Genomic DNA, 21,305 nt, shown 5'->3' with positions numbered 1-21,305 from the left:
TGTTCGGGCGGCGGCGCCGGTACAGATTGATTAAATCGTTGCCACTGGCGTGACCGGCGAGCCGACCGCGCCGGGCAAACGCAGCGGCGGCGCTGTCAGGAAGAACCGGTTGCGGCCCTCGCGCGCGAGGGCTGTGGCCAGCGCTGTCAGGTACCACAGTTCGCCCAACGGCACGCCAAGCTTGAACAAGCACAGTTCGTGGATCGGCATGAAGGCGCCCTGGATGCCCAACGGCCCCTGCGGGGGACGGCGCTCCACCGCATAATTGTCCGCCACCAGGGCGGCGATCTGACTGTCGCGTATCCAGTCGCGCAACTTTTCATCCCGGCCATCCAGCACGCAGCAAGCGCCGTGCAGCACGTGCGGATCCGGATTGCGGTCCATGCTTAGCAGCACGTCCGCGAAACCGGTGTGCAGACAAAGCATGTCGCCGGGCTCTACGACGATGTTGTCATCTTTCATGACGCGCATGAGATCTTCATAACCGATCTCGTGACGCGCGTCGCCAAAGTGTTTACGCAGATCCACCAACACGCCCCGGCCTTGAATCGGCGTCGCGGCGAAATTATCGATGCCTAAGCGGGCCGCTCGCACGGGTTGATGCTCGCCGTCCTCGGCCAGACGGGAAGCGCCTTGGATGTGTTCACCGCCGGCGTAGCCGTTGTAGTAGACCGGGACCGGCTCGCCGGTGCCATGCACGTCGAACATTGATCCCACATGCGCAAAGCTGTCCCATTGCGTGGAATACTGCGTGTACAGCACGACGTAATCGTCGCATATCACGTCGGTCACACCGGGATGCTCGCAGCAGTGCGCCATGTTGTAGGCGAATTTGCCCTTGCGCGTGGTGGCGCGCAGTTGGGGCGGATAACGAAAGGGATTGAGCAAATTTCCGCCCGGGTAGTCTAGCGGCAGGCTCAGGCAGAACCGTTTCCCCGTCGAAATCTCGCGCGCGGCCTGCGCGACGCGCTCCGACGTGAGCAGGTTCAGACGACCGAGTTGGTCGTCGGGACCGAAGTCGCCCCAGTTGGAGCCGGGAGGGCGATGTGTCCATCGGGGGGTGCCGCTTTGATCAGCCATATCAATTTCCGATTCGGTTAACGAGCGTTATTGGAGTTTGATGTCCGCGGTCTTGATGACCGCACCCCATTTGGCGACTTCCTTATTAATGAAGTCGCCAAACTCCTTCGGGGAGTCGCCGATGGTCAGCATGCCCTGCGTATCGAGCTTCTCGCGCACTGATGGATCTTTCAGGGTTTCGACCAGTGCGGCGTGCAGCTTCTGGACGATGTCGGCGGGCAACTTTGGCGGGCCGACAATGCCCATCCAGCCCACCGCTTCGAAGCTCTCGTATCCCTGGCTGGCCAGCGGAGCGACTTGCGGCAGCGCCGGAATAGACGTGCTGGTCGTGACCGCCAGCGCGCGCAGATCGCCCCGGTTCACGAATGGCGTGACCGACGGCGAGGCTTCGAACAGCACATCGATTTGTCCGCCGACCAAGTCGGTGATGGCGGCCGGCCCCCCTTTATACGGTACATGCACCATCTGTACGCCGGCTCGCTGTTTGAACATCTCTTGAGTAAGGTGACTGGTAGAACCATTACCTGGAGAGCCGAAGTTCAGTTTGTTGGGCTTGGCTTTCGCGGCTGCTACCAGGTCTTGCACCGATTTGATATCTGATTTGGCCGACACAACCAGCGTCTGCGCCACGGCGGCGACGTTCATGATCGGCGTGAGGTCTTTGACGGGGTCGTAGCTGGTGTTCGCGAACAGGTGCGGGGCGATGGCCAGCGGGCCACTGGCGCTCATGCCCAGCGTATAGCCATCCGGTGCGGCGCGCGCCACCAGGCCGGTGCCCAGTGTGCCGCCAGCACCGGGTTTGTTCTCGACGACAATCGGTTGCTTTAACACCTTGGACAGACCGTCACTGACCACACGTGCCAGCAGGTCAACGGACTGACCTGCCGGGTAAGGAACGATCATGGTGATAGGGCGGTCTGGATACGCCGCGGCGGCACTATTCAGCCCGGTCAGCATCAGGCAAGCCAATGTTGAGGCGTTAAGGGCGCTTTTGAATTTCATTATGTCTCCCATATGCGCCGGACCCCCGGCGGATCGTGTTTTCGTTTTTGGCTCGATGCGCAAATTATGGGCAAGCGCGCGGTCTGGCGGTGACGTTTAAATTAGCTTCAGACGATATGAAATCTATGACGTGAGTACGGCTATCGCAGATCCACGCTGCGACAGCGTCGCGCATGACCCCGTTTGCACTTGTTTTGTTTGCTTAACAATTAGACGTTGTTAGAATCGCGCCACTTTTCATCGCCAAGCCTAGCTGTGACCGTGATGTAGCGATGAAGAAGAACCAAACACCACGGCAACAAGGCATGGCGTGTTTTACGAGTTCTGGGCCCCACGGCGCGCCTGCGTATCCGTCATAGCGCAACATAAGGATAGAGAAAATGGCGGCATACTTGGTCTCGGGGTACTACTTTCTTTTCGCCGACACCGACGGCGTATTGAGAATTAACTCGGAGTATTTGTCCTACCCATTGAAATTACACCAATGGAAGGCGCTAATGAGATCAACAGCGGTGACGGGGTATTCATTACAGGCGTACCGAACATTTCTTTCGGAACGGTCTCGACCTTTACCGTCGACGGCATCGTTACCGGGCAGGGGTTTGGGGAATTCCTGCTCTGGACCTCCAATGCGGAGTATGGATACGGCAGCGCAATACAGACGGTCCCCGGGCCGGTTCCGGTTTGCTTTGTGCAAGGCACGCTTATCGATACAACTCGAGGTCCCGTCGCGATTGAGCATCTGCAGATTGGTGACACGGTGATCGGCAGCAAAGGCCATCGCACCGTCAAATGGGTGGGTTGGCGACATTACAAAGCCGCGCCACGCACCGTCGCACAACGCCAGGCATGCCACCCCGTCCGTATACTCGCCGGTGCGTTAGGCGACAAGCTGCCCACTCACGATTTGCGCGTGTCTCCATGGCATCACGTCTATATCGACGGGGTGCTGGTTCGCGCCAAGGATCTGATCAACGGCAAGTCGGTCATTCAGGAAGCCGACGCTCGGGAATTCAGCTACTACCATGTCGAGCTGGATGAGTTCGATGTGATCCGCGCACATGGCGTGTACTCCGAGTCATGGGCGGATGGCGGTAATCGGGATTTCTTCCAGAACGTCGACGTGACCCTTCTGCGCCCCGAGGACATGACACGCCGCATGGCCAAGCGACCCGGGTTCAAGGCACTGCGAAACGCCAGGGAAATCGCCGCCATTCACGGCAAGATCGCGGCCCGGACAGAGACGCGGCCCGCCTCGACTATCGCGATTGCGGCTTAACCCCGCGCACGGGCCGCGGTGCCGCCGAGCGTGCTTGCGACAGCTACGCTCGGCTAGTCCCCCGGCGCAAACGGCAGTTCGCGAATCAGGCGACAGGTTTCTCGCGCCAGACGGCTGAGCGGTCGGGACTTGGGCAACGCGAGGTATAAATCATTCGACACGACCGGGTGTGTGAGCTCCGCCACCTGAATGTCGACGCCGGGCGCTTTCAGGATTAACGCGCTTTTTGGGATCACCGAGCAGGCCATGCCGCTTTCCACGACGCGCAACGCGGTTTGCACGGCGCCGACTTCGGCCACGATATTGAGTTTTCCGCCGGTGGCCACGAGCGCCTGTTCCACGAGACTGCGGATGGGCTGCGACGAGGACGGCAGCACCAGTTCGTAATTCTGTAGCGACTTCAGGTGCATTGAGCGGGGCAGCTTGACATGCTTGGGGGCCACCAGCATCAGTGTGTCATGATGCAGTTTCTCGTATGACAGCAACGGCGTCGGCTTGGGCGCGAAGAGCAGGGCGATATCCGTGTTGCCCTCGATCAGTTGATCGCGCAGCGCGGGGCTCAGGCCCTCTACAACAGAGATCCGCGCGAACGGCAACGCCTTTCTGAAGGCGGTGATGAGCGGCACCGCGACCACGACCGCCAGCCGGTTCGGCATGCCGACGATGATGTTGCCCGTCGGTTCGTTGCGCAACTCCTTGAGCTCGAAGATGGCCTGGGCGGCGCTATTCAACATATTTCGGGCATGCGCGAGCAAGGTCGTGCCCGCCGGGGTCGCCACCACGCCGCGCGCCGTACGTTCCAGCAGTTTTTGACCTAGCTCCTGCTCCAACAAGTTCACCTGACGACTGACACTGGGTTGCGACAGGTTCAACGCCACCGCGGCCTTGCTGAAACTGCCTTCCTCGACGACCCGGGAGAAATATTCCAGCTGCTTCAGATCCATAGCAAAAACGCATAGTCGATATAGGAGGTATTGAGTTTATCTTTTACTGCGGCCTTGGCACACTGTGCGCAACTGTCGACGCCAGTCGGGTAAAAAAGGATGGAAAAGTTGATGCGCAGATTTGAATCGAAGGTGGCTATTGTTACGGGCGCCGGGTGTGTGGGAGAAGGCTGGGGCAACGGACGCGCCATGGCCGTGCGACTGGCCGAGGAAGGCGCGAAGGTGTTCGCCGTGGATCGTGACCTCGCGCGTCTGCAAGAAACCCTGGAGCGCGCGGGCGAGGCGGCAAGCTCGATTCAGATCCATGATTGTGACGTCACAAGCTCGGCCAGCGTGGCGGCGATGGTCCAGGCATGCGTGGATGCCTTCGGTCCGCCGGACATCCTCATCAACAACGTGGGCGGCTCGGCCGCCGGCGGGCCCATCGAATTGAGCGAAGAAGCCTGGGACGGCCAGATCGATCTGAACCTCAAGAGTGTCTTTCTCACCTGCAAGCATGTGCTGCCCCATATGGTGAATCGCAAATCGGGCGCCGTCGTGAACGTGGCGTCCACATCCGGACTGCGCTGGACGGGAAGTGCGCAGGTCGCCTATGCCGCAACCAAAGCCGGCGTGATCCAGTTATCGCGCGTCGTTGCCGTGCAGCATGCGCCGGACGGCATTCGCGTCAACTCGGTCGTGCCGGGGCAGCTGCATACTCCCATGGTCGAGGTGCGACTGGCCAAGCAGCGTGCCGGGGGCGATGTCGATGCGTTGCTCGCGTCCCGCCTGAAACGCATTCCGCTCGGTTTCATGGGGGACGGCCGCGACACCGCCGGCGCGGCGCTGTTTCTGGCCAGCGACGATGCGCGGTTCGTCACGGGCACCGAGATCGTGGTCGATGGTGGCATGACCGCAAGGTGCGATTGATCTGGCGTGGTGGTCGCGTCACAGCATAAGAATGGAGACTCGGATGAATAAAAGAACGTTTATCGGTGCCTGGGCGGCAGCCGCTCTGCTGACAGCATTGCCCGCGGCTGCGCAGCATTCGCAGGCGCCGACTCGAATTGTGGTTTCATTCAGCGCCGGCGGACCGGTGGATATGGCCGCGCGCATCGTGGCCGAACAATTAAGCAAGGAACTGAACCGGCCCGTGATCGTGGACAATAAACCCGGTGCCAGTGGCTTTTTGGGTGCGCAAGACGTGCTGCGCGCCCCCGCGGATGGCAACACCATCTGGATCTCCAGTGTCGGTACCGCCGCGATCAATCCCTCGTTGTTCGAGACGATTCCCTACAACACGCAAAAAGACTTCCGGCCGGTTTCGTTGATCGCCAACAACGTGGAAGTGTTCGTGGTGAATCCGAAGATACCCGCGCGCAATGCCAGCGAATTCGTCGAGTACTCGCGTAAACAGCCCGAGCCGCCGGCGATTGCATCCTCGGGCATAGGCGGCATTCCGCATCTGGCGATGCTGCAGTTGAAACAGTCCACGGGTGTGAACTTCTTGCACGTGCCGTATCGCGGTATGGCGCAGGCCATCACGGACGTCATCGGCGGCCAGGCCGCCGGGGTGTTTGCCGATGTGGCTGCGGTGCTGCCCCATATCGAGGCAGGGCGATTGCGCCCCGTCGGTATTGCCGCTGCCCAGCGTCATCCCGCCTTGCCGGACGTGCCCACGTTCGAAGAGCAGGGCATTGCCGCGGTCGATTCCAACAATTGGTATGCGCTCTTTGTGCCGGCCCAGACGCCGGACAACATTGTGGCTGACTTAAACGCCGCCGTTGGAAAAGCCCTTGCCAACGACGCCCTGCGCGACCGTTTGGTGCGAGCAGGCACGCAGCCGCAGGCCTCTACCGAAGCCGAAATGAAGCAACTACTGGATGCCGACACTGCGAAGTGGGGCGCTTTGATCAAAGCCAACAACATCAAGCCCGAATAATGACCACCGATCACATCAGAGTCCCGCTAGTCGTGCCGGGCACCCGTCCTGAACTCGCGGACGTGGAAGCCAAAATCCTCTCCGAGCGGGGGCGCATCTCGCTCTTGTATCAGGTGCTGCTCAACAGCAAGCCCATTGCGCAAGGCTGGGAGGCGATGCTGACCGCCGTGCGCAATCGCACCTCGGTCGATCCCGCTATACGCGAATTGGTGATCCTGCGGGTCGCGGTACTGAACCAAGCCGCCTTTGAGTTCGACGCCCATGTGCCACATGCCGAGAAAGCCGGCCTTAGCCAGGAGAAAAACGACGGCGTGCGGGCCGCGGATGTGCCGCAGGTCTACACCGATCTGGAACGTTTGGTACTTGAGTTGACCGATCGCATGACCCGCGATGTCACGGTGCCGGCCGAGCTGATGCAGCAGATCCAATCGCATTTCGGCGTGACGGAAACCGTGGAGTTAGTGGCAACCGTGGCCGCCTACAACATGGTCTCGCGGTTTCTCGTTGCGCTGAACGTATCTCACTAGAGGGGGCGCCATCATGACCACATCCCCCACCGAGGTGCAGACTTATCTCCCCGACCCCTCGACGCCGACGCTGCGGTTGCCGCCGCTCGCTTGCGATACGCATGTGCACGTATTCGGACCCCGGCCGAAGTTTCCCTACGCCGGCGGCTTGAAGGTGACGCCGCAGGACGCGCCTAAAGAAAAGCTCTATGCCCTGCACAAGCGACTGGGTATCGAGCGCTGCGTGATCGTGCAATCCGCTGTGCATGGACACGACAATAGCGTCGTACAAGATGCCATCGAGCATGGCGAGGGGCGCTATCTGGGCATAGCGCTGGTGCAGCCGGATGTCGCCGACGCCGAGTTGGAGCGTCTGGCGCGAGCCGGCTTCAGGGGCGTGCGATTCAATTTCATGAGCCATCTGGTCGGCGTCGATATCGATGACGTGATCGCCCTCACACCCCGGCTCGCGGGGCATGGGCTGCATCTACAGGTGCATTTCGAAAGCAAACTCGTGCACGAGTTGGGCCCAAAGCTCAAACAGAGCCATGTGCCAGTCGTGATTGATCATATGGGGCGCGTCGACGCGCGTCTCGGCGCGCAGCACGAGGACTTCCAGGCTCTGATGCGCCTGCTCGACACCGATCGATTCTGGGTAAAGGTCAGTGGCATTGACCGCATCGATGCGAATGCCCCGCCCGAGGAGCGTTACCGCGCGGGCGAGGCGCTGGCGCGAACTTTGGTCGATCGTTTCCCGGATCAAGTCCTCTGGGGCAGTGACTGGCCGCATCCCAACCACACGCATATCCCAGACGATGGCGCGCTGGTCGATGCACTATCGATCATTGCCGCTGACGCCGTGGTTCTACACAAGCTCCTCGTGCAGAACCCTCAATCTTTGTACCGCTTTACCACCGACTGATTTCCCTGCGCGAGACACGCAGCATCCCAAGTTGGCAATCCATAATGAGAGTTAAGCCATGTCGAATAAATTCATTCTCCCGGGCATTTCCGGCCTGATCTTCGCCGCGGTATCGTTTGCCTCGGCCGCGCAAGACAAACCACGCGCATTGTCGTGGCATTCCCACCAGGCGGCCCGGCCGATACGCTGGCCCGCGTGGTCGCCAGCGAATTGGGGCCTATTCTTGGCAGCAACGTGGTGGTGGAGAACAAGCCCGGTGCGAACGGCGCGTTAGCGGCCAACGACGTGGCGCGCTCCAAGCCCGACGGCCATACCGTATTCCTCAGTTCGGCCGGCGCCATCGCGGTCAATCCGGGTCTGTATCGCAAGCTGACCTATAAGCCCAGCGACTTTATTCCGGTCACCATGTTGGTCGCCACGCCAGAGGTTCTTGCCCTCTCGGCCAAAACCGGCATGAAGTCGTTCGATGATGTGAAGGCTCGGGCAGCGGATGGGAAAGACATCACGCTGGCTTCCTCGGGTATCGGCAGCATGCCGCACATGGCGATCGCGCAACTGCACCGCAATGCCAAACTCCCGCTCTTGCATGTGCCCTATAGCGGTGCGGCGCCGGCCATCAACGATTCGATCGGCGGGCAGGTGGACGGGTTTTTCGGCGATATTTCCGGGCTGCTCAAGTTTCTGCAGGATGGGCGTCTGACTCCCGTGGGCGTGGCGTCGCTGACGCGTTCCCCCGCGTTGCCGGATGTGCCCACGTTCAAGGAGCTAGGCTATGGCGATATGACGGCCATCAATTGGTATGGCGTGTTCGCGCCGGCCGGCACGCCCGCGGAGGTGGTGGACCGGTTGAACGCTGCCTTTAATAAGACCATGCAGACGCCCAAGCTCAAGGAATACGTACGTAGCACCGGCGTGGAATCCTTTTCCACCACGCCGCAGGAGTTCGCCGCGATGGTCTCGGACGACAGCGCCAAATGGGCCGCGCTCATCAAGGCAGAAAAGATCACAGTGGATGAATGAGGGAAGATGCCATGCTGATCGATGCAAAAGAGGGCGACGAAGTCATCTTGTTGCGGCTGCCGGGGATCCGGCTCGCAGCTGAGCAATGTCGCGCGTTGATCGCGTCGCTTTGGAGCCACTCCGCGGATGCGCCAGGACTTGAGGGTCGGTTCCATGTCTGTCATGGCGCTGACGTTGAAGAGACTTATATCTACGTGGCCGACTCCAGACCTTCACAGGCGTCGAATGGGCGGCAACTTTCCGACCGGGGCATTGCTACGTTTCTCGACGGATTGAACCAGGCCTATGCAAACGCAGACATTTCGGTGCTGACCGTCACCAGAGCAATTGCTGGCGCCTCATATGGACGTGTGGCCGGCTGGCACTACGTGGTCGAAACCGATGTATTGCCCGAAGCGGAAAGCGATTTCAATGCCTGGTATGACCAAGAACACATGCCCGGCCTTGCCGCCGTGCCCGGCACCGTACGCGCCCTGAGGCTACTCAACAAAACCGGCGCGCCCCGCTATCACGCCCTCTATCTGCTTGAAACCCGCAAAACGTTCGGTTCCGAACCCTGGCTGAAAGTCCGAGCCACCGACTGGAGCAGCCGCGTGCGCCCGAACTTCACGAATACCAAGCGAACGATGTTTGTGATTGAGGGCGCGCTATGACGCGATTGATGAAGTCATTCGTGACCGTCACGCGCCGTTTGTGATGCCGCTGCGGAGTCCGCGCGCGCTCCGTAGTGCTGCTCATTCTGAAGGATGATCTGTTCACACAGGGCATAGACCCGCTCTGTATGCAAGACGATCTCATCCTGATGCGCTTTCTTCTTGTCATCCGCGGGCTGGCTCAGGTGCTGGTGCAGAATCTCTTCGCAGAAGAACAACTCGAATGCCAACTGCGTGAGGTCCTCGTCATAGATCTGGCTGTGCACGAAGATATGCAGCTCTTTGGAAAACACCGGGATCAGCTTTAGATACATGCTGTCCAGGGTATGCAGGATGTTGTCGGGATTGTCCTGATGCTTTTCCATCTTCGCCAGGAATTCCCGGCTGTAGCGGCGAATTCGATACAGGCTGGGAAACAGAATGACGAAGTACTTTTGCTTTTGCTGGAGGAGGGCAAGCTTGCTTTTTTTCTGCTCCAGATAGTTCAAGTACAAAGGAATGCTGATCGCCACGAAAATGGCGAACACCGAGCCCAGAGCCTGCACCCATGCCGCCAGTTCCTGGTTGAAGATCAGGTCAGATTGCGTCTGCAAGACATCCTCTCGAGTAAGGGGGGCGAATTAGCACGGGATGGCTTCGCCGATCGAGATGGATTCTATCCATTTCCGCATCGCGATGGCCTCGGGCGCTTGGGATTCGTAGTTCCGCCTTGGCATGACGATGTAGTAGGTGAAAGCCCCCAGATTCATCCATCGATCGAATGGCGCAACGAGCCGGCCGTCAGCGAGCTCTTGTTGGATCAAGGACTTCTGACCCATGGCGATACCATAGCCGGACACCGCCGCCTCATATGCCAGCGCCGAAGACTCGAACCGCATATCGCGACTGGCGCCCGCCAACGGCAATCCGACGTGTTCAAACCACATCGTCCAGTCATCGGGCCGTGCGTGCGTATGCAGGAGGGTTTCGTCTAGTAGCTGTTCGATGCGTTCCAGCCGGGCTGCCACCGTTGGTGTACAAACGGGGGAAATTTCGTTTTCGAGGATCTGGTAGTGCACCAGACCCGGCGCGCGCCCCTCGTTCAGAACCACGGCCGCATCCAGATCCTCGCTATCGAAATCAGGCGGAAAGGCCGATGTATGCAAGCGCACTTCTAACTCAGGGTGCGCGGCGTGCAGGCTGGCCAGTTGCGGCAGCAGCCAGCGCATGGCGATCGTATGAGGCGCGCGCAGATTCAAAACACGAGAGGCCGCCGCGTGCCGTAGCGTGCGCGTCACGCGGCGGATCCCCGCCAGATGTCGCGTGATCTCCTGGTGATAGTCCCGGCCCGCTGCGGTCAGCGTGATCCGACGGTGCCGCCGGTAAAACAGCGCGGTGCGCAGGTAATCCTCCAACAGATGAATCTGCCTGCTTACCGCGGCCGGCGTCACGCATAGCTCCTGCGCGGCAGCGCTCACGCTACACAATCGACCCACGACTTCAAACGCGCGCAAGGCGTTTAACGGAGGCAAGGAGTCCATGGAAGTTCAGTTAATAAAAACTAAATCGTAGCAAAACATAAGTTGATTGACCCGCGCTTTTCTCCCTCCCTATGATCTGCCCACTGCACCACGCGTCGTGCGGCTTTTAATTAATCTTAGGTCAATCAAAAACAGGGGGTATGCATGAAAACCGGTTTCTTGCGCCTATGCGCTGGCGTGACGATGTCGTTATTAATGGGCGGACAAGCCGCGTCCGCATCCGAGCAGGCCAATTATCCTTCTCGCACCGTCTCTATCATTGTGCCGACTACGCCTGGCGGCACCGCCGACATCTTGGCGCGTCTGGTCGCTCCCAAGCTATCTTTGATGTGGAAGCAACCCGTTATCGTCGAGAACAAACCCGGTGCCGGCACCCTGGTGGGCACCGACTACGCGGCGGGAGCCAAGCCGGACGGCTATACATTTCTGCTGACCTTCAACGAACTGGCTACCTTGCCGGCAATCAATAAGAACACCAAAGTCGATGTGGTCAAGGACTTCGAACGGATTGGCAAGATCGGTACCCTGCCGGTGCTGATCCTGGCCAACCCGAAAGTTCAGGCCAATACCCTGAAAGAGCTCATCGACGAAGCCCGTCAGAATCCGGGCAAGCTCACTTATGCCTCCAACGGATCGGGTGGTGTGCTGCAGCTCTATACCGAGATGTTCAAGCAAGAGGCCAATATCGACCTGCTGCACGTCCCCTATAAAGGCGCTCTCGAAGCATCCACCGCAATGCTGGCGGGCGAAGTCGACGTCCTGGTGCAGTTCGCCAACGGCAATGTCAAGAATTACGTCAAGGCAGGGCGCACCAAGCCCTACGCCGTCGCATCCGCCGAACGCCTGAAAGATCTGCCGGAGGTGCCGACCACTGCCGAGGCCGGTCTGCCATCGCTGAAACTCGAGGCCTGGTACGGCATGTTTGCCCCTGCCGGCACGCCCAAGTGGATCATCGACAAGGTGAACAAAGACTTTATCGAAGCCATGCAGATGCCTGACGTGCGTGAACGTTTAAATGGCATCGGCATGTCCGTCGAAACGTCGACGCCCGAAGAGTTCGACGCCTTCTTCAAGAACGAATACCGGCGCTGGACGGATCTGATCGTCAATGCGGGCATTCAGAGCAACTGATGGCGGTTTAAGGAGACACGATGACTTACCACCCCGATACCTATCAGCCATTGTCGTTCAGCGCCGCGCGCGCGCGTTTTCTGTCAGGAGAACAACGACCGAGTGAATTTCTCGAGGCGTGCCTGGCGACCATCGCTGAGCGCGAGCCCGAAGTCAAAGCGTGGGTCGTTCTGAATGCGGAGGCAGCCCGTGCTGCCGCGCGTGAATCGGATCGACGCTATCAGGCCGGAGAACCTTTATCGCAAATCGACGGCATGCCCGTCGGCATCAAGGATCTGATCGAAACCAAAGACATGCCCACGCAAATGGGCAGCCCGGCTTACGAGGGTAGCTTCCCCAAGCGCGACAGTGCGCTCGTGCGGGCGCTGCGCGATGCGGGCGCGATTATTCTAGGCAAGACGGTCACCACGGCGCTGGGCTTTCTAGACCCGGGACCCACGACAAACGCTTTCGATCCGCAACGCACGCCTGGCGGATCGTCCAGCGGGTCGGGTGCCGCCGTCGGCGCGAAGATGGTGCCGGTTGCCATCGGTTCGCAGTTGGTGGGCTCGGTGCTGCGTCCGGCGAGTTTTAATGCCAACTGGGCGCTCAAGCCCACGTTCGGCGGCATCAACCGGGGCGAACGCCTGGGGTACAGCCAATCGCACGTTGGCATTCACGCCGGCTGCGCCGAGGACATGTGGGCCACCACCATGGAAATCGTGACGCGGGTCGGCGGCGACCCCGGGCACCCCGGCGTATACGGCGAGCTCACCGCCCCGCCGCCGCAGCGACCCAAGCGCCTGGCCGTGCTGGAAACGGAAGGTTGGCCACGCCTGGATAGCGCATCGCGCGAGGCGTTTGAGAGTCTGCTCGAGCGGCTGCAGACCGCCGGCGTGCAAATCATCCGTCGTGCGGACCTGAGCCTGCTGGACTTATTAGAGCAATCCATCGCGACGGCGACCGCGAACATGCTGCGACTGATTTCCTGGGAACAGCGCTGGTCGCTGGAAAATCTGGTCGAGCAACACCCGGGGACGCTGGGGCCCAGCCTGATCCGTCAGCTGGAAAGCGGACGCAACGTGACGCTGGAAACCTTCCGCGAGGACTTGGCGCTGCGCGATCTGGCGCGTCAACGCATGGAAGCGCTCGCGCCGTATTGCGATGCCTTGATTAGTCCGGCGTCTTGCGGTCCGGCGCCAAGGTTCGACGTGACGAAACAGACGGCGTTTCCCACGGGCGACGTGTCGTTCAGCTGCGTGTCGTCGTATCTCGGCACGCCCTCGGTGGCCGCGCCTTTGCTGGCGGTCGAAGGCATGCCGTTCGGCGTTCAGATCATGGGACAGGCTCATGAAGATGAACGTGTGACCGCGTATGCGCGTTGGATGGCAGAGGCGACGCGTCACGCGGATCAGGTGTGATGGTTCGCGGCTAATCCGTCCAGGCAGGTCGCTGCTAATTCAGCGGCCTGCTGGTGCTCGGTGGGCAGCGGGCATGGATGACGATGCTCCGTGGCCCCGGCGTGAATACTCGCCGCAATGAGACCACGGAAGCGTTACCTCGTTTTAGGGGAGTGGTCGACCCTTCTCGTCTAACTATCCGTCAATGTGTATGTCCAGCGTCAACACGAGAGACAAGTGGCGCTGACGGACCGCAGCTGGGTCCGGCGGCGGCGCTCCATATCCTAGGCCGGCCCAGCTCCCCGTGCTATGCCGCCTTCGCAGCCATTTCGACACCCAGCGCCTCGGCGCGCTCGGCAATCCGGTCATGGATTACGGCGATCTCCGACGCCTTACGCAAAGCTTTGAATCCCGGGCGGGGCGCATGTCGCCGCACCTTGTCTTCGGGGCGCAGCGTGGTCACATCCACGTTCTGGAAGAAATCGCGATTGCCGCCGTCGGCCCACGATTCTGAGTACACGCCATGTGCTTGGATGACGTCGAACTGATCCAGCTCGATGTGGTAGTAGGAAAATTCCTGGGCCTGAATTTCCTGCACCACGGTTTTGCCATTAATCAGGTCCTTTGCACGGACCAGCACACCATCGATATAGATGTGGTGCCATGGCGAGACCCGCAGGTCTTGACTGGGTTGGTTATCGGCCAACGCACCGGCGTGAATTCGCACGGGCGTACAGTCACTGCGTTGCTCGGGGGTACGTAATGCAATGGCATGATAGTGGCGCCAGCCGATCCATTTCACGGTGCGCAGACCGGTGCTACCAACGACCTTGTCGCCGATCGCGAGTGACTCAATGGCGACGGGGCCTTCGCCGGTTTCTATCAATGTGCCTTTAACGAAGCAGACCGGCGTGAACGGGCCGGTGTTGGTGACCAGGATGTCTCTGAGCGAATACGACGCGTTGGAGCTCACGAACGTATAGAAGCTGCCATCGAGAGTTTGCGAAATGATGCCATCGCTGGTGAAGGCGAGAATCTTTTCCGTCCCCTGATAGCCACTAAGCGAGACCCTTACAAGCTCATCCACGGCGAACACATCGCCCAACGAGTTGTTCGTAACGCTGGTTGCATCCCCCTCATTCCTTTCGATGATTTTGTACTGTCCGTTATTGAAACTTAATTCATACCAGACGTTCGTCGCGAATGTTGCCACGGATACCCTTCTTCATATGATGCCCGGCAATACTCACGCGGTGACGAGGGCCGTCCGACAGGGAGGCCGCTGGATTTCTCTAACACGTGGCCCGCAGCTAAAGAGCAGTGCGTGCAAATTTTGGATGAAATGTTCTTGCTTGGCCTTGCTACTTAATTCTGGTTGGCAGACTGCTTAAACTCATAGAGGCGACGCAGACCGCAAACGAGGCGCGATTCTAACAAGTAACGCCACGTAACAAAGCCCTATGAAGCGTGACAACATGGCGCCGAGTAGTCCTGCAGCACCTTTATGCGCTGGTTGTGGGCCGCCCAACTTTCACAGAACGCCGCGCCTGAGGGCTCGCGTGCCTCGCTTCCGCCCGCCGCCTTGAAAAGTGTCAAATATTTGGCAGATTCGAGCGCGCCGTACGGCTAAAGTAGGTGTCTAGAATCCGTATCGCCAATCTCCAGAGGTAGAGTTCATGAGTGTGTCCACAGATGCCGTCGCCCACCTGTTGCTGAACCGTTTTGGACCGACCTCGGTATTGCTCGGCGAGGACGTGCGCGAGCGCCCGGTCAGCAAGCAGATCGTCTCGGGATGCGAGGCATTGGCGCTCTTACGACCGGCTGACACACAGGAACTAGCGAGTATGGTCCGCTTCTGTGTGGAGCATGAATTGCCAATGGTGCCCCGGGCCGGGATGACCGGTCTTGTCGGTGGTACCGTGACGAGTCCGGACGAGGTGTCATTGTCACTCGAGCGGATGAACCGCGTCGTGTCCGTCGACCGGGATGCTCAGACCGCTGTGGTGCAGGCCGGCACGCCGTTGCAGGCCATACATGAGGCGGTGCAGGCGCACGGCATGCAGTTTCCGCTGGACCTTGGCGCGCGCGGCTCGGCGACGATAGGCGGAATGCTCTCGACCAATGCCGGCGGCAACAAGGTGCTGCGCTATGGCATGACGCGCGATCTGGTGTTGGGTCTGGAAGTGGTGCTACCCGATGGCCAGATCATGAACTCCATGTACAGGCTGCTCAAGAACAATACGGGACTGGATCTAAAGCAGTTGTACATCGGCACCGAGGGGACGCTGGGTATCATCACCCAAGCCGTGCTTCGCTTATTCCCCAGCACGGATGACCGCCATGCCGCGCTATGCGCGTTCGAGTCTTTCGACGCCATGGTGCAAATGCTCAACCTCATGCGCGCCCATGCCGGGCCGGCGCTCAGCAGCTATGAAGTGATGTGGAATGCCTACTATGCACTCGTCACGCAACCGGGCCGCTTGCGCGCGCCGCTGTCGCGCGACTACCCCCTCTACGCGCTGATCGAATGCGAGTATCCAGCGCAAGGGCGGTCCGCGCAAAACGGTGAAAGGTTCGCGCAGACGCTGCAAACCGCCATGGAGCAGGGGCTGGTGATCGATGCGGTAATCGCCCAATCCGAAAGCGAGCGCGGCGCGCTCTGGCGTCTGCGCGACGAAGTGCACTATATCCGTACGCTTTCGCCGATTTATACCTTCGACGTCAGTTTGCCGATTGGGCAGATGCAAGCTTATCTGCGCAGCCTGCGTAGCGAACTACGAGCGCGATGGCCGGATGCGGTGTTCATCGTCTATGGCCATGTCGGCGATGGGAACCTGCACCTGGCGATTTCCTGCGGGGGCAAGGAGGATGACCACACGATCGAGCAGCTAGTGTATGAACCGCTGGCAGCCATCGGAGGATCGGTCTCCGCCGAGCATGGAATCGGGCTGTATAAGAAACCTTATCTGCAGTTCAGCCGCAACCCCGTGGAACTGGCGGTCATGCGCAGCGTCAAGGCGGCTTTGGATCCCAAGAATCTGATGAACCCGGGGAAGATTCTGTAGCCGTGGGCCGTTGATGCATGACAGCTGTAGTCATGCCGCTATTCACTCAGCCATTCGCACAGGACTTCCTCAGTATGTTCGCCTGGAGAGGGCGGGCCTCTGCGAATGCGCGAGGGCGTCTTGCTGAATCTGGGCGCCGGTGCGGGCTGTACGACGCCGTCCACCTCGACGAAAGTCCCGCGGGCTGTCATTTGGGGGTGGGAGGGCGCTTGCGCCATGGACAGCACCGGCGCGAAACAGGTGTCGGATCCTGCCAATCGATGGTCCAGCTCGGCCAGTGTCATGGCCGCCACTGCATCGCCGATGTGTTGTCGCAGCGTCGGCCATGCGGAGCGGTCGTGCCGCGGGGGCAGTTGACCGGGAACCAATCCAAGCTGCTGAATCAGGGCTTCATAGAAGCGAGGTTCTACAGCGGCCAGCGAAATATGCTTGCCGTCTGACGTGCGGTAGACGCCATACCAGGGCGCGCCGCCGTCGAGGATATTGGAGCCGCGGGCGTCCTGCCACACGCCCGCCGCCAGCAGCCCGTATGTACTGGCCATCAATTGACTGGCACCGTCGACCATGGCAGCGTCGACAACCTGACCCGTGCCGCTGCGCAGCGCTTCGACATAAGCCGCCAACATGCCGGACAGCAGCAACATCCCACCGCCACCGAAGTCCCCAATCAGGTTCAGCGGCACCACCGGTTCGCCGTCTTGCGGGCCGATCGCCTCCAGTGCGCCGGTCAGTGCGATGTAGTTCAGGTCATGACCCGCACGGTTAGCCATCGGACCAGACTGACCGAAACCTGTCACGCGACCATAGACCAGCGCTGGCGCATATTCGAGGCATTCCTCCGGGCCTATGCCCAACCGCTCCATGACACCGGGCCGAAAGCCCTCGATCAGCATCTGCGCTTTCGCGACTAATTTCAGCAAAGTTGAACGCCCGGCTTCGGTCTTGAGGTCGATAGCGACCGAGCGGCGGTTGCGGTTCAACACTTCGTACCTTGCCGGAATGGGGATGCCGCGCTCCGGCGCGTTCGCGCGCTCAATTCGTATGACGTCGGCACCCATATCCGCGAGAACCATCGCGCAGAAGGGGGCCGGCCCGAAGCCGGCCATCTCGATCACGCGCACGCCGCTGAGCGGGCCTTTCAAAGGATCAGTTTCGCTCACGTCGCCTCACTCCAGCCCCAGTTCCCGACGCGCCACCTGCATGGCGTCCTGCCCATCGCGCCGGCCAGTGATCCATCCTTCCTTGGGTTGCAATGCGTTGGTTCTGACCTCTGATATCTGTTTCCAATCCTGGATCAGCCTGCGATGGGCAATGCGCCACGTTCCCGACTCGCGTCGCACGACATCCAGATAGCGCGACGACGTGAACATGTCTACAGCCGCTTGGGGATCACCGCTGGCTCCGCCGGTGAGTTGCGCCAGCTGCTGTTTCGCCTCGGGCGGATATTGCTGGATGGTGCGCACATAGGTTTCGACCAGCGCTACGTCGGGCTCGGCGAACTCGATGAGCATGTTGCCCACGAAGTGGCTCGAGAACCCGATAGGTTTGTGACGTTCCATCAGCCAGTCCACTAGTCCTTCTATCGGGCCGATATAGGGCCCATGGCTGTCGATGGCACCGGGGTAGAACAACGCAAGAATCCCCTCGCGATCCAGCCGATCCACCGCGCGGCACCAGCGATAAATCAAATCCTGTATTTGGGCTCTGTCCGCCATGCGTTCGACGCTATATTGCTCAATCACGGTCGTTCTCCTTTGTTCAAGATCTAGGTCGGTTTGAAGTTCACTTGTCTGGCAAGAGATTCGATCGTCCGTGCTTCCGATGCGATCAGTGCGCGAATCTGCTCGGTCGAACCGCCAACTGGGGTCGCTCCGTACGATTCGAGCAGGCCCCGTACACCGGCGTCCTTGAGCATGGCATTCAAAGTGCTGTTAAGTTTTTCGATGACTGTGGGCGGCGTGCCCGTGGGCGCCGCCACGCAGAACCAGGGGGCCATGACATAACCGGGCATACCCGCCTCGATCATGGTGGGCAACATGGGAAGCAGGGGTGAGCGTGCCCGCGAAGTCACTGCAATCGCCCGCAGTTTGTTGCTCTTGATCAGTTCCAGGGACGAAGAAATGTTGTCGATCGTGAAGTCTATGGACTCGCCCATGAGGTCGGCCAGCATAGGCGTGCTGCCCTTGTAGGGCACATGCTGACCTTGCACACCCGCACGCAGCTTGAAGAGCTCCGTTGATACATGGGAACTGGAGGCCAGGCCCGGGCTGCCATAGTTGAGCTTGCCGGGGTGAGCCTTCATATAGTCGATCAACTCCTGCACGGAGTGCACGGGCAGGCCCGCTCGAACGATCACGACATTGGGCGTCTCCGCGATATTAATGATCGGATCGAAGGCACTAAGCTTGAAAGGCAGATTGTCATAGACGAAGTGGTTCGTCACGACCGTACCAATGGAGCCCATCAGTAAGGTATAGCCGTCGGGAGACGCCCGCGCGACGGCAGCCGTGCCGATGGTGCCGGTCGCCCCAGGTAGGTTCTCGACAATCACAGGAACGTTAAAGCTTTTCTGCAGGTAATCGGCGGTGCGTCGGCCAAGGATATCGGTCGACCCGCCAGGGGGAAATGGTACGACGATGCGAATGCTTTTTGCTGGCCAGGCATCCTGAGCGTACGCGCGGAATGTCAGCATCGCGCCACCTACTGCTGCACCGACCACGAATTCTCTTCGTTTTATGTTCATGCTGCCTCCTCGTTTCTGATTAAGTCAGGTCATGGGTACATCATGCGATTAGCCGCTATTCAACCTCCATACCGCCGGAAGCGATGCCGCCAGCTGGACGCCCTGGGCCAGACCGGCTTGCGCGCTGGCGCCGCGCCTGGCGGGATCGAGGACGTTGTCGCCGATGGCCACGCGGGAGGACGCATCGGGCAGCAAGACGATGACCCGCGAGCCACCCTGCCGGAGCATTTCGATCTCGACCCGCAGATGTCCGCTCACGGGGTTGTCGTCGCAATATCCCAGCGGGGCCATGACGATGACTTCCTTGTGCCCGGCGGCGAGATCAGCATTGGTCATCGAGTACAGGCCGCCGTCCATGAGTAGGCGATCTTGAAACGGTACGGGGGCCCACACGCCGGGCACTGCGCAACTCGCCATCACTGCATCGGTGAGCCCGAGGCCGCAACGAGCATCCAGAATGTGTCGCTCTCCGGTGTCAACGTCGACTGCGGTCAGCTGTAAGGGGCGAGCGGGCCAAGCCGGCAGACTTAACCTGTTTTCGATGATGCGGCGTCTTTGGGCGATGGGAGGTGTCTGGGTGCGTCTGGCGAAAGCGCCAATTTTCTGCCGGGCCTTCATTAAGTCGTGATGGACTTTGTCCATCAATTGCCGATTCTTCTCATGCGCGACTTGCTGCGAGTAATCCCGATAGACCTCCGTGAAAGCTTGCGTCGGTGCGAGCTGGCGGGCTAGTAGCGTCTCGGTGTCTACGCCATGCGCCAGTTCGGCTCCTGTCACGGCTCCGGCTGAGGTGCCGATCAAAAGGCAATCGTCACCGATGCCGATCTGGCGCCGTGCAAGGCCCGCGAGAACGCCTATAGTCCAGGCGATGCCTGTCACGCCGCCGCCACCCAGTACGAGGCACTTTGAGACCGGCACCATCAGATCACCTCTTTCTCGCGCAGATGCTTGAGGTCCTCGGGCGACAGCCCTAGCAGGCCGGTGTAGATGGATTCATTGCAGTCGCCAAGTTCAGGCGCCGGACGTATCTCCTGCTCTGGCGCGTTGGAAAATTTGGGTATGACGCCAGCCATCCGGATGGGGCCTATCTTCGGATCAATAACAGAGGTGATCGTTCCTCGCGCCTGATAGTGCGGGTCATTCACCATGTCTTCGACGTTATAGATGAAGGAGTAGGCCAGCTTTGCTTCATCCAGAATGTCGCAGATCTGCTGTACCGGCCGGCTGAGGATCCATTCGGCCACCGCTTTGTTCAACTCATCCACATGCTCCCACCGGGACTCGTGCGATCGAAAGCGCGGATCGTGGAGCCACTCGGGGCGCTGCATTGCGTGACACAATCTTTCGAACCCCGCATTGGCCGAAATGGTCAGAATGATGTATCTGCCGTCACTGGTGAGGAAATGTTCACCCGGAGCGGAGGCGAAATGCGTATTGCCACGTCGTTGACGGATCCGGCCAAGGCGATCGTAGGTAGGAATCAGAACATCGGTAAAACGGGCGATGGACTCGTACATCGCCAGATCAATCTCTTGCCCCCCGCCGGCGTGCACATCGCGGTGATAGATCGCCATCATCAGTGCAAAGGCCCCCAGGATCGCAGTTTGGTAGTCCGCGATCGACGTGCCGATTTTGACGGGTGGCCGATCGGGAAAACCGGTAATCCCCATCACACCGCCAAAGGCGAGGGCGATGCGGTCGTATCCGGCGCGCGCCCGATAGGGCCCCGTCTGCCCGAATCCCGAGATACGCAGCAGAATCAGGTTTGGATTGTGTTCCTTCATGAGGGCATAGGGCAGGCCCCACTTCTCCAGCGTGCCCGGCCGGAAGTTCTCAACGACGGCATCGGCATGCTCGACGAGTCTGAGGAGCAGGTCACGTCCTTCTGCGGTACGCAAATCCAGGGTGATGGACTTCTTGTTCCGGTTTTCGACGCTCCAATACAAGCAAACGTCGTCCACAAAGGGTCCGATGTCGCGCACGGTATCGCCACGTTTCGGCACCTCCACCTTGATGACTTCCGCGCCGAAGTCCCCAAACAAGGTGCAAGCCACGGGCCCTGCCACCATCGTCCCCAGGTCCAGGATGCGCAGACCGCTAAGCAGGAAATTCTCTTTTTTTGCGTCGTTGCTTTGCATGG

21 protein-coding genes are annotated in these 21,305 nt (G+C 60.0%); 10 read left to right on the top strand and 11 right to left on the bottom strand.

All coding sequences use genetic code 11. From position 1 onward, the window contains the following. Positions 1 to 30: 30 nt before the first annotated feature. Both GOQ25_RS14970 and GOQ25_RS14965 read right to left on the bottom strand, forming a co-directional pair. Positions 31 to 1,080 (bottom strand): cyclase family protein, encoded by a 1,050-nt coding sequence (locus tag GOQ25_RS14970; RefSeq protein ID WP_160351277.1) that lies wholly within the window; start codon positions 1,078 to 1,080, stop codon positions 31 to 33. A 27-nt stretch (positions 1,081 to 1,107) separates the two neighbouring features. Next, complete coding sequence (locus GOQ25_RS14965; protein WP_160351276.1) at positions 1,108 to 2,082, bottom strand: tripartite tricarboxylate transporter substrate binding protein; 975 nt, start codon at positions 2,080 to 2,082, stop codon at positions 1,108 to 1,110. A 484-nt stretch (positions 2,083 to 2,566) separates the two neighbouring features. Here GOQ25_RS14965 and GOQ25_RS14960 point away from each other — a divergent pair, with 484 nt between their 5' ends. Further along, positions 2,567 to 3,361, top strand: a complete 795-nt coding sequence (locus tag GOQ25_RS14960; RefSeq protein WP_160351275.1) for a Hint domain-containing protein — start codon at positions 2,567 to 2,569, stop codon at positions 3,359 to 3,361. Positions 3,362 to 3,414: 53 nt separating this feature from the next. Here GOQ25_RS14960 and GOQ25_RS14955 read toward each other — a convergent pair whose 3' ends face one another. Next, a complete protein-coding gene (locus tag GOQ25_RS14955) occupies positions 3,415 to 4,305 on the bottom strand; it encodes a LysR family transcriptional regulator (protein ID WP_160351274.1) in 891 nt (296 codons plus the stop codon). 111 nt (positions 4,306 to 4,416) lie between these two features. Here GOQ25_RS14955 and GOQ25_RS14950 point away from each other — a divergent pair, with 111 nt between their 5' ends. The 6 genes from GOQ25_RS14950 (at position 4,417) to GOQ25_RS19580 (ending at position 9,327) form a co-directional block, all read left to right on the top strand. Next, complete coding sequence (locus GOQ25_RS14950; RefSeq protein ID WP_160351273.1) at positions 4,417 to 5,214, top strand: SDR family NAD(P)-dependent oxidoreductase; 798 nt, start codon at positions 4,417 to 4,419, stop codon at positions 5,212 to 5,214. Positions 5,215 to 5,257: 43 nt separating this feature from the next. Next, positions 5,258 to 6,226: a tripartite tricarboxylate transporter substrate binding protein gene (locus GOQ25_RS14945; protein WP_160351272.1), complete on the top strand. Its 969-nt coding sequence runs from the start codon at positions 5,258 to 5,260 to the stop codon at positions 6,224 to 6,226. Continuing rightward, entirely contained in the window at positions 6,226 to 6,753 is a 528-nt protein-coding gene (locus tag GOQ25_RS14940) for a carboxymuconolactone decarboxylase family protein (RefSeq protein WP_202109492.1), read from the top strand. The genes GOQ25_RS14945 and GOQ25_RS14940 overlap by 1 nt, the downstream gene beginning before the upstream one ends. Before the next feature lie 13 nt (positions 6,754 to 6,766). Further along, positions 6,767 to 7,654 (top strand): amidohydrolase, encoded by an 888-nt coding sequence (locus tag GOQ25_RS14935; protein WP_160351271.1) that lies wholly within the window; start codon positions 6,767 to 6,769, stop codon positions 7,652 to 7,654. Between the two features lie 153 nt (positions 7,655 to 7,807). After that, entirely contained in the window at positions 7,808 to 8,674 is an 867-nt protein-coding gene (locus GOQ25_RS14930; protein ID WP_160351270.1) for a tripartite tricarboxylate transporter substrate binding protein, read from the top strand. A gap of 11 nt (positions 8,675 to 8,685) precedes the next feature. Further along, the gene (locus tag GOQ25_RS19580; protein WP_236844590.1) at positions 8,686 to 9,327 is read left to right on the top strand and encodes a DUF4286 family protein; all 642 of its coding nucleotides are present in this window, start codon (positions 8,686 to 8,688) and stop codon (positions 9,325 to 9,327) included. A 14-nt stretch (positions 9,328 to 9,341) separates the two neighbouring features. Here GOQ25_RS19580 and GOQ25_RS14920 read toward each other — a convergent pair whose 3' ends face one another. Then, positions 9,342 to 9,920: a hypothetical protein gene (locus GOQ25_RS14920; RefSeq protein ID WP_160351269.1), complete on the bottom strand. Its 579-nt coding sequence runs from the start codon at positions 9,918 to 9,920 to the stop codon at positions 9,342 to 9,344. Between the two features lie 27 nt (positions 9,921 to 9,947). Beyond that, positions 9,948 to 10,847: a LysR substrate-binding domain-containing protein gene (locus tag GOQ25_RS14915; RefSeq protein WP_160351268.1), complete on the bottom strand. Its 900-nt coding sequence runs from the start codon at positions 10,845 to 10,847 to the stop codon at positions 9,948 to 9,950. Between the two features lie 144 nt (positions 10,848 to 10,991). On the opposite strand from GOQ25_RS14915, the gene GOQ25_RS14910 reads away from it, so the two are divergent. Both GOQ25_RS14910 and GOQ25_RS14905 read left to right on the top strand, forming a co-directional pair. After that, a complete protein-coding gene (locus tag GOQ25_RS14910) occupies positions 10,992 to 11,978 on the top strand; it encodes a tripartite tricarboxylate transporter substrate binding protein (protein ID WP_236844589.1) in 987 nt (328 codons plus the stop codon). A gap of 20 nt (positions 11,979 to 11,998) precedes the next feature. Further along, entirely contained in the window at positions 11,999 to 13,378 is a 1,380-nt protein-coding gene (locus GOQ25_RS14905) for an amidase (RefSeq protein ID WP_160351267.1), read from the top strand. Positions 13,379 to 13,664: 286 nt separating this feature from the next. On the opposite strand, the gene GOQ25_RS19575 is transcribed toward GOQ25_RS14905, so the two are convergent. Then, positions 13,665 to 14,570: a Hint domain-containing protein gene (locus tag GOQ25_RS19575; RefSeq protein WP_160351266.1), complete on the bottom strand. Its 906-nt coding sequence runs from the start codon at positions 14,568 to 14,570 to the stop codon at positions 13,665 to 13,667. Positions 14,571 to 15,033: 463 nt separating this feature from the next. On the opposite strand from GOQ25_RS19575, the gene GOQ25_RS14895 reads away from it, so the two are divergent. Beyond that, positions 15,034 to 16,422: an FAD-binding oxidoreductase gene (locus tag GOQ25_RS14895; protein WP_160351265.1), complete on the top strand. Its 1,389-nt coding sequence runs from the start codon at positions 15,034 to 15,036 to the stop codon at positions 16,420 to 16,422. 38 nt (positions 16,423 to 16,460) lie between these two features. On the opposite strand, the gene GOQ25_RS14890 is transcribed toward GOQ25_RS14895, so the two are convergent. Genes GOQ25_RS14890 through GOQ25_RS14870 form a run of 5 tightly spaced genes read right to left on the bottom strand, consistent with a single transcriptional unit; the run spans position 16,461 to position 21,303 of the window. Next, complete coding sequence (locus tag GOQ25_RS14890) at positions 16,461 to 17,582, bottom strand: CaiB/BaiF CoA transferase family protein (protein WP_370519963.1); 1,122 nt, start codon at positions 17,580 to 17,582, stop codon at positions 16,461 to 16,463. A 6-nt stretch (positions 17,583 to 17,588) separates the two neighbouring features. Continuing rightward, on the bottom strand, positions 17,589 to 18,164 hold the full coding sequence (locus tag GOQ25_RS14885; RefSeq protein WP_160351264.1) for a nuclear transport factor 2 family protein: 576 nt from the start codon (positions 18,162 to 18,164) through the stop codon (positions 17,589 to 17,591). Positions 18,165 to 18,187: 23 nt separating this feature from the next. Beyond that, the gene (locus tag GOQ25_RS14880) at positions 18,188 to 19,165 is read right to left on the bottom strand and encodes a tripartite tricarboxylate transporter substrate binding protein (RefSeq protein ID WP_160351263.1); all 978 of its coding nucleotides are present in this window, start codon (positions 19,163 to 19,165) and stop codon (positions 18,188 to 18,190) included. 48 nt (positions 19,166 to 19,213) lie between these two features. Then, positions 19,214 to 20,086 (bottom strand): patatin-like phospholipase family protein, encoded by an 873-nt coding sequence (locus tag GOQ25_RS14875; RefSeq protein WP_160351262.1) that lies wholly within the window; start codon positions 20,084 to 20,086, stop codon positions 19,214 to 19,216. Continuing rightward, on the bottom strand, positions 20,086 to 21,303 hold the full coding sequence (locus GOQ25_RS14870; protein ID WP_160351261.1) for a CaiB/BaiF CoA-transferase family protein: 1,218 nt from the start codon (positions 21,301 to 21,303) through the stop codon (positions 20,086 to 20,088). The genes GOQ25_RS14875 and GOQ25_RS14870 overlap by 1 nt, the downstream gene beginning before the upstream one ends. Positions 21,304 to 21,305 lie beyond the last annotated feature (2 nt).

The sequence above is a fragment of the Bordetella sp. 15P40C-2 genome (genome assembly GCF_009763235.1).
In the GTDB taxonomy this organism is placed as follows: Bacteria; Pseudomonadota; Gammaproteobacteria; order Burkholderiales; family Burkholderiaceae_B; genus Bordetella_A.
This window is presented reverse-complemented; position numbering and strand designations above follow the sequence as displayed.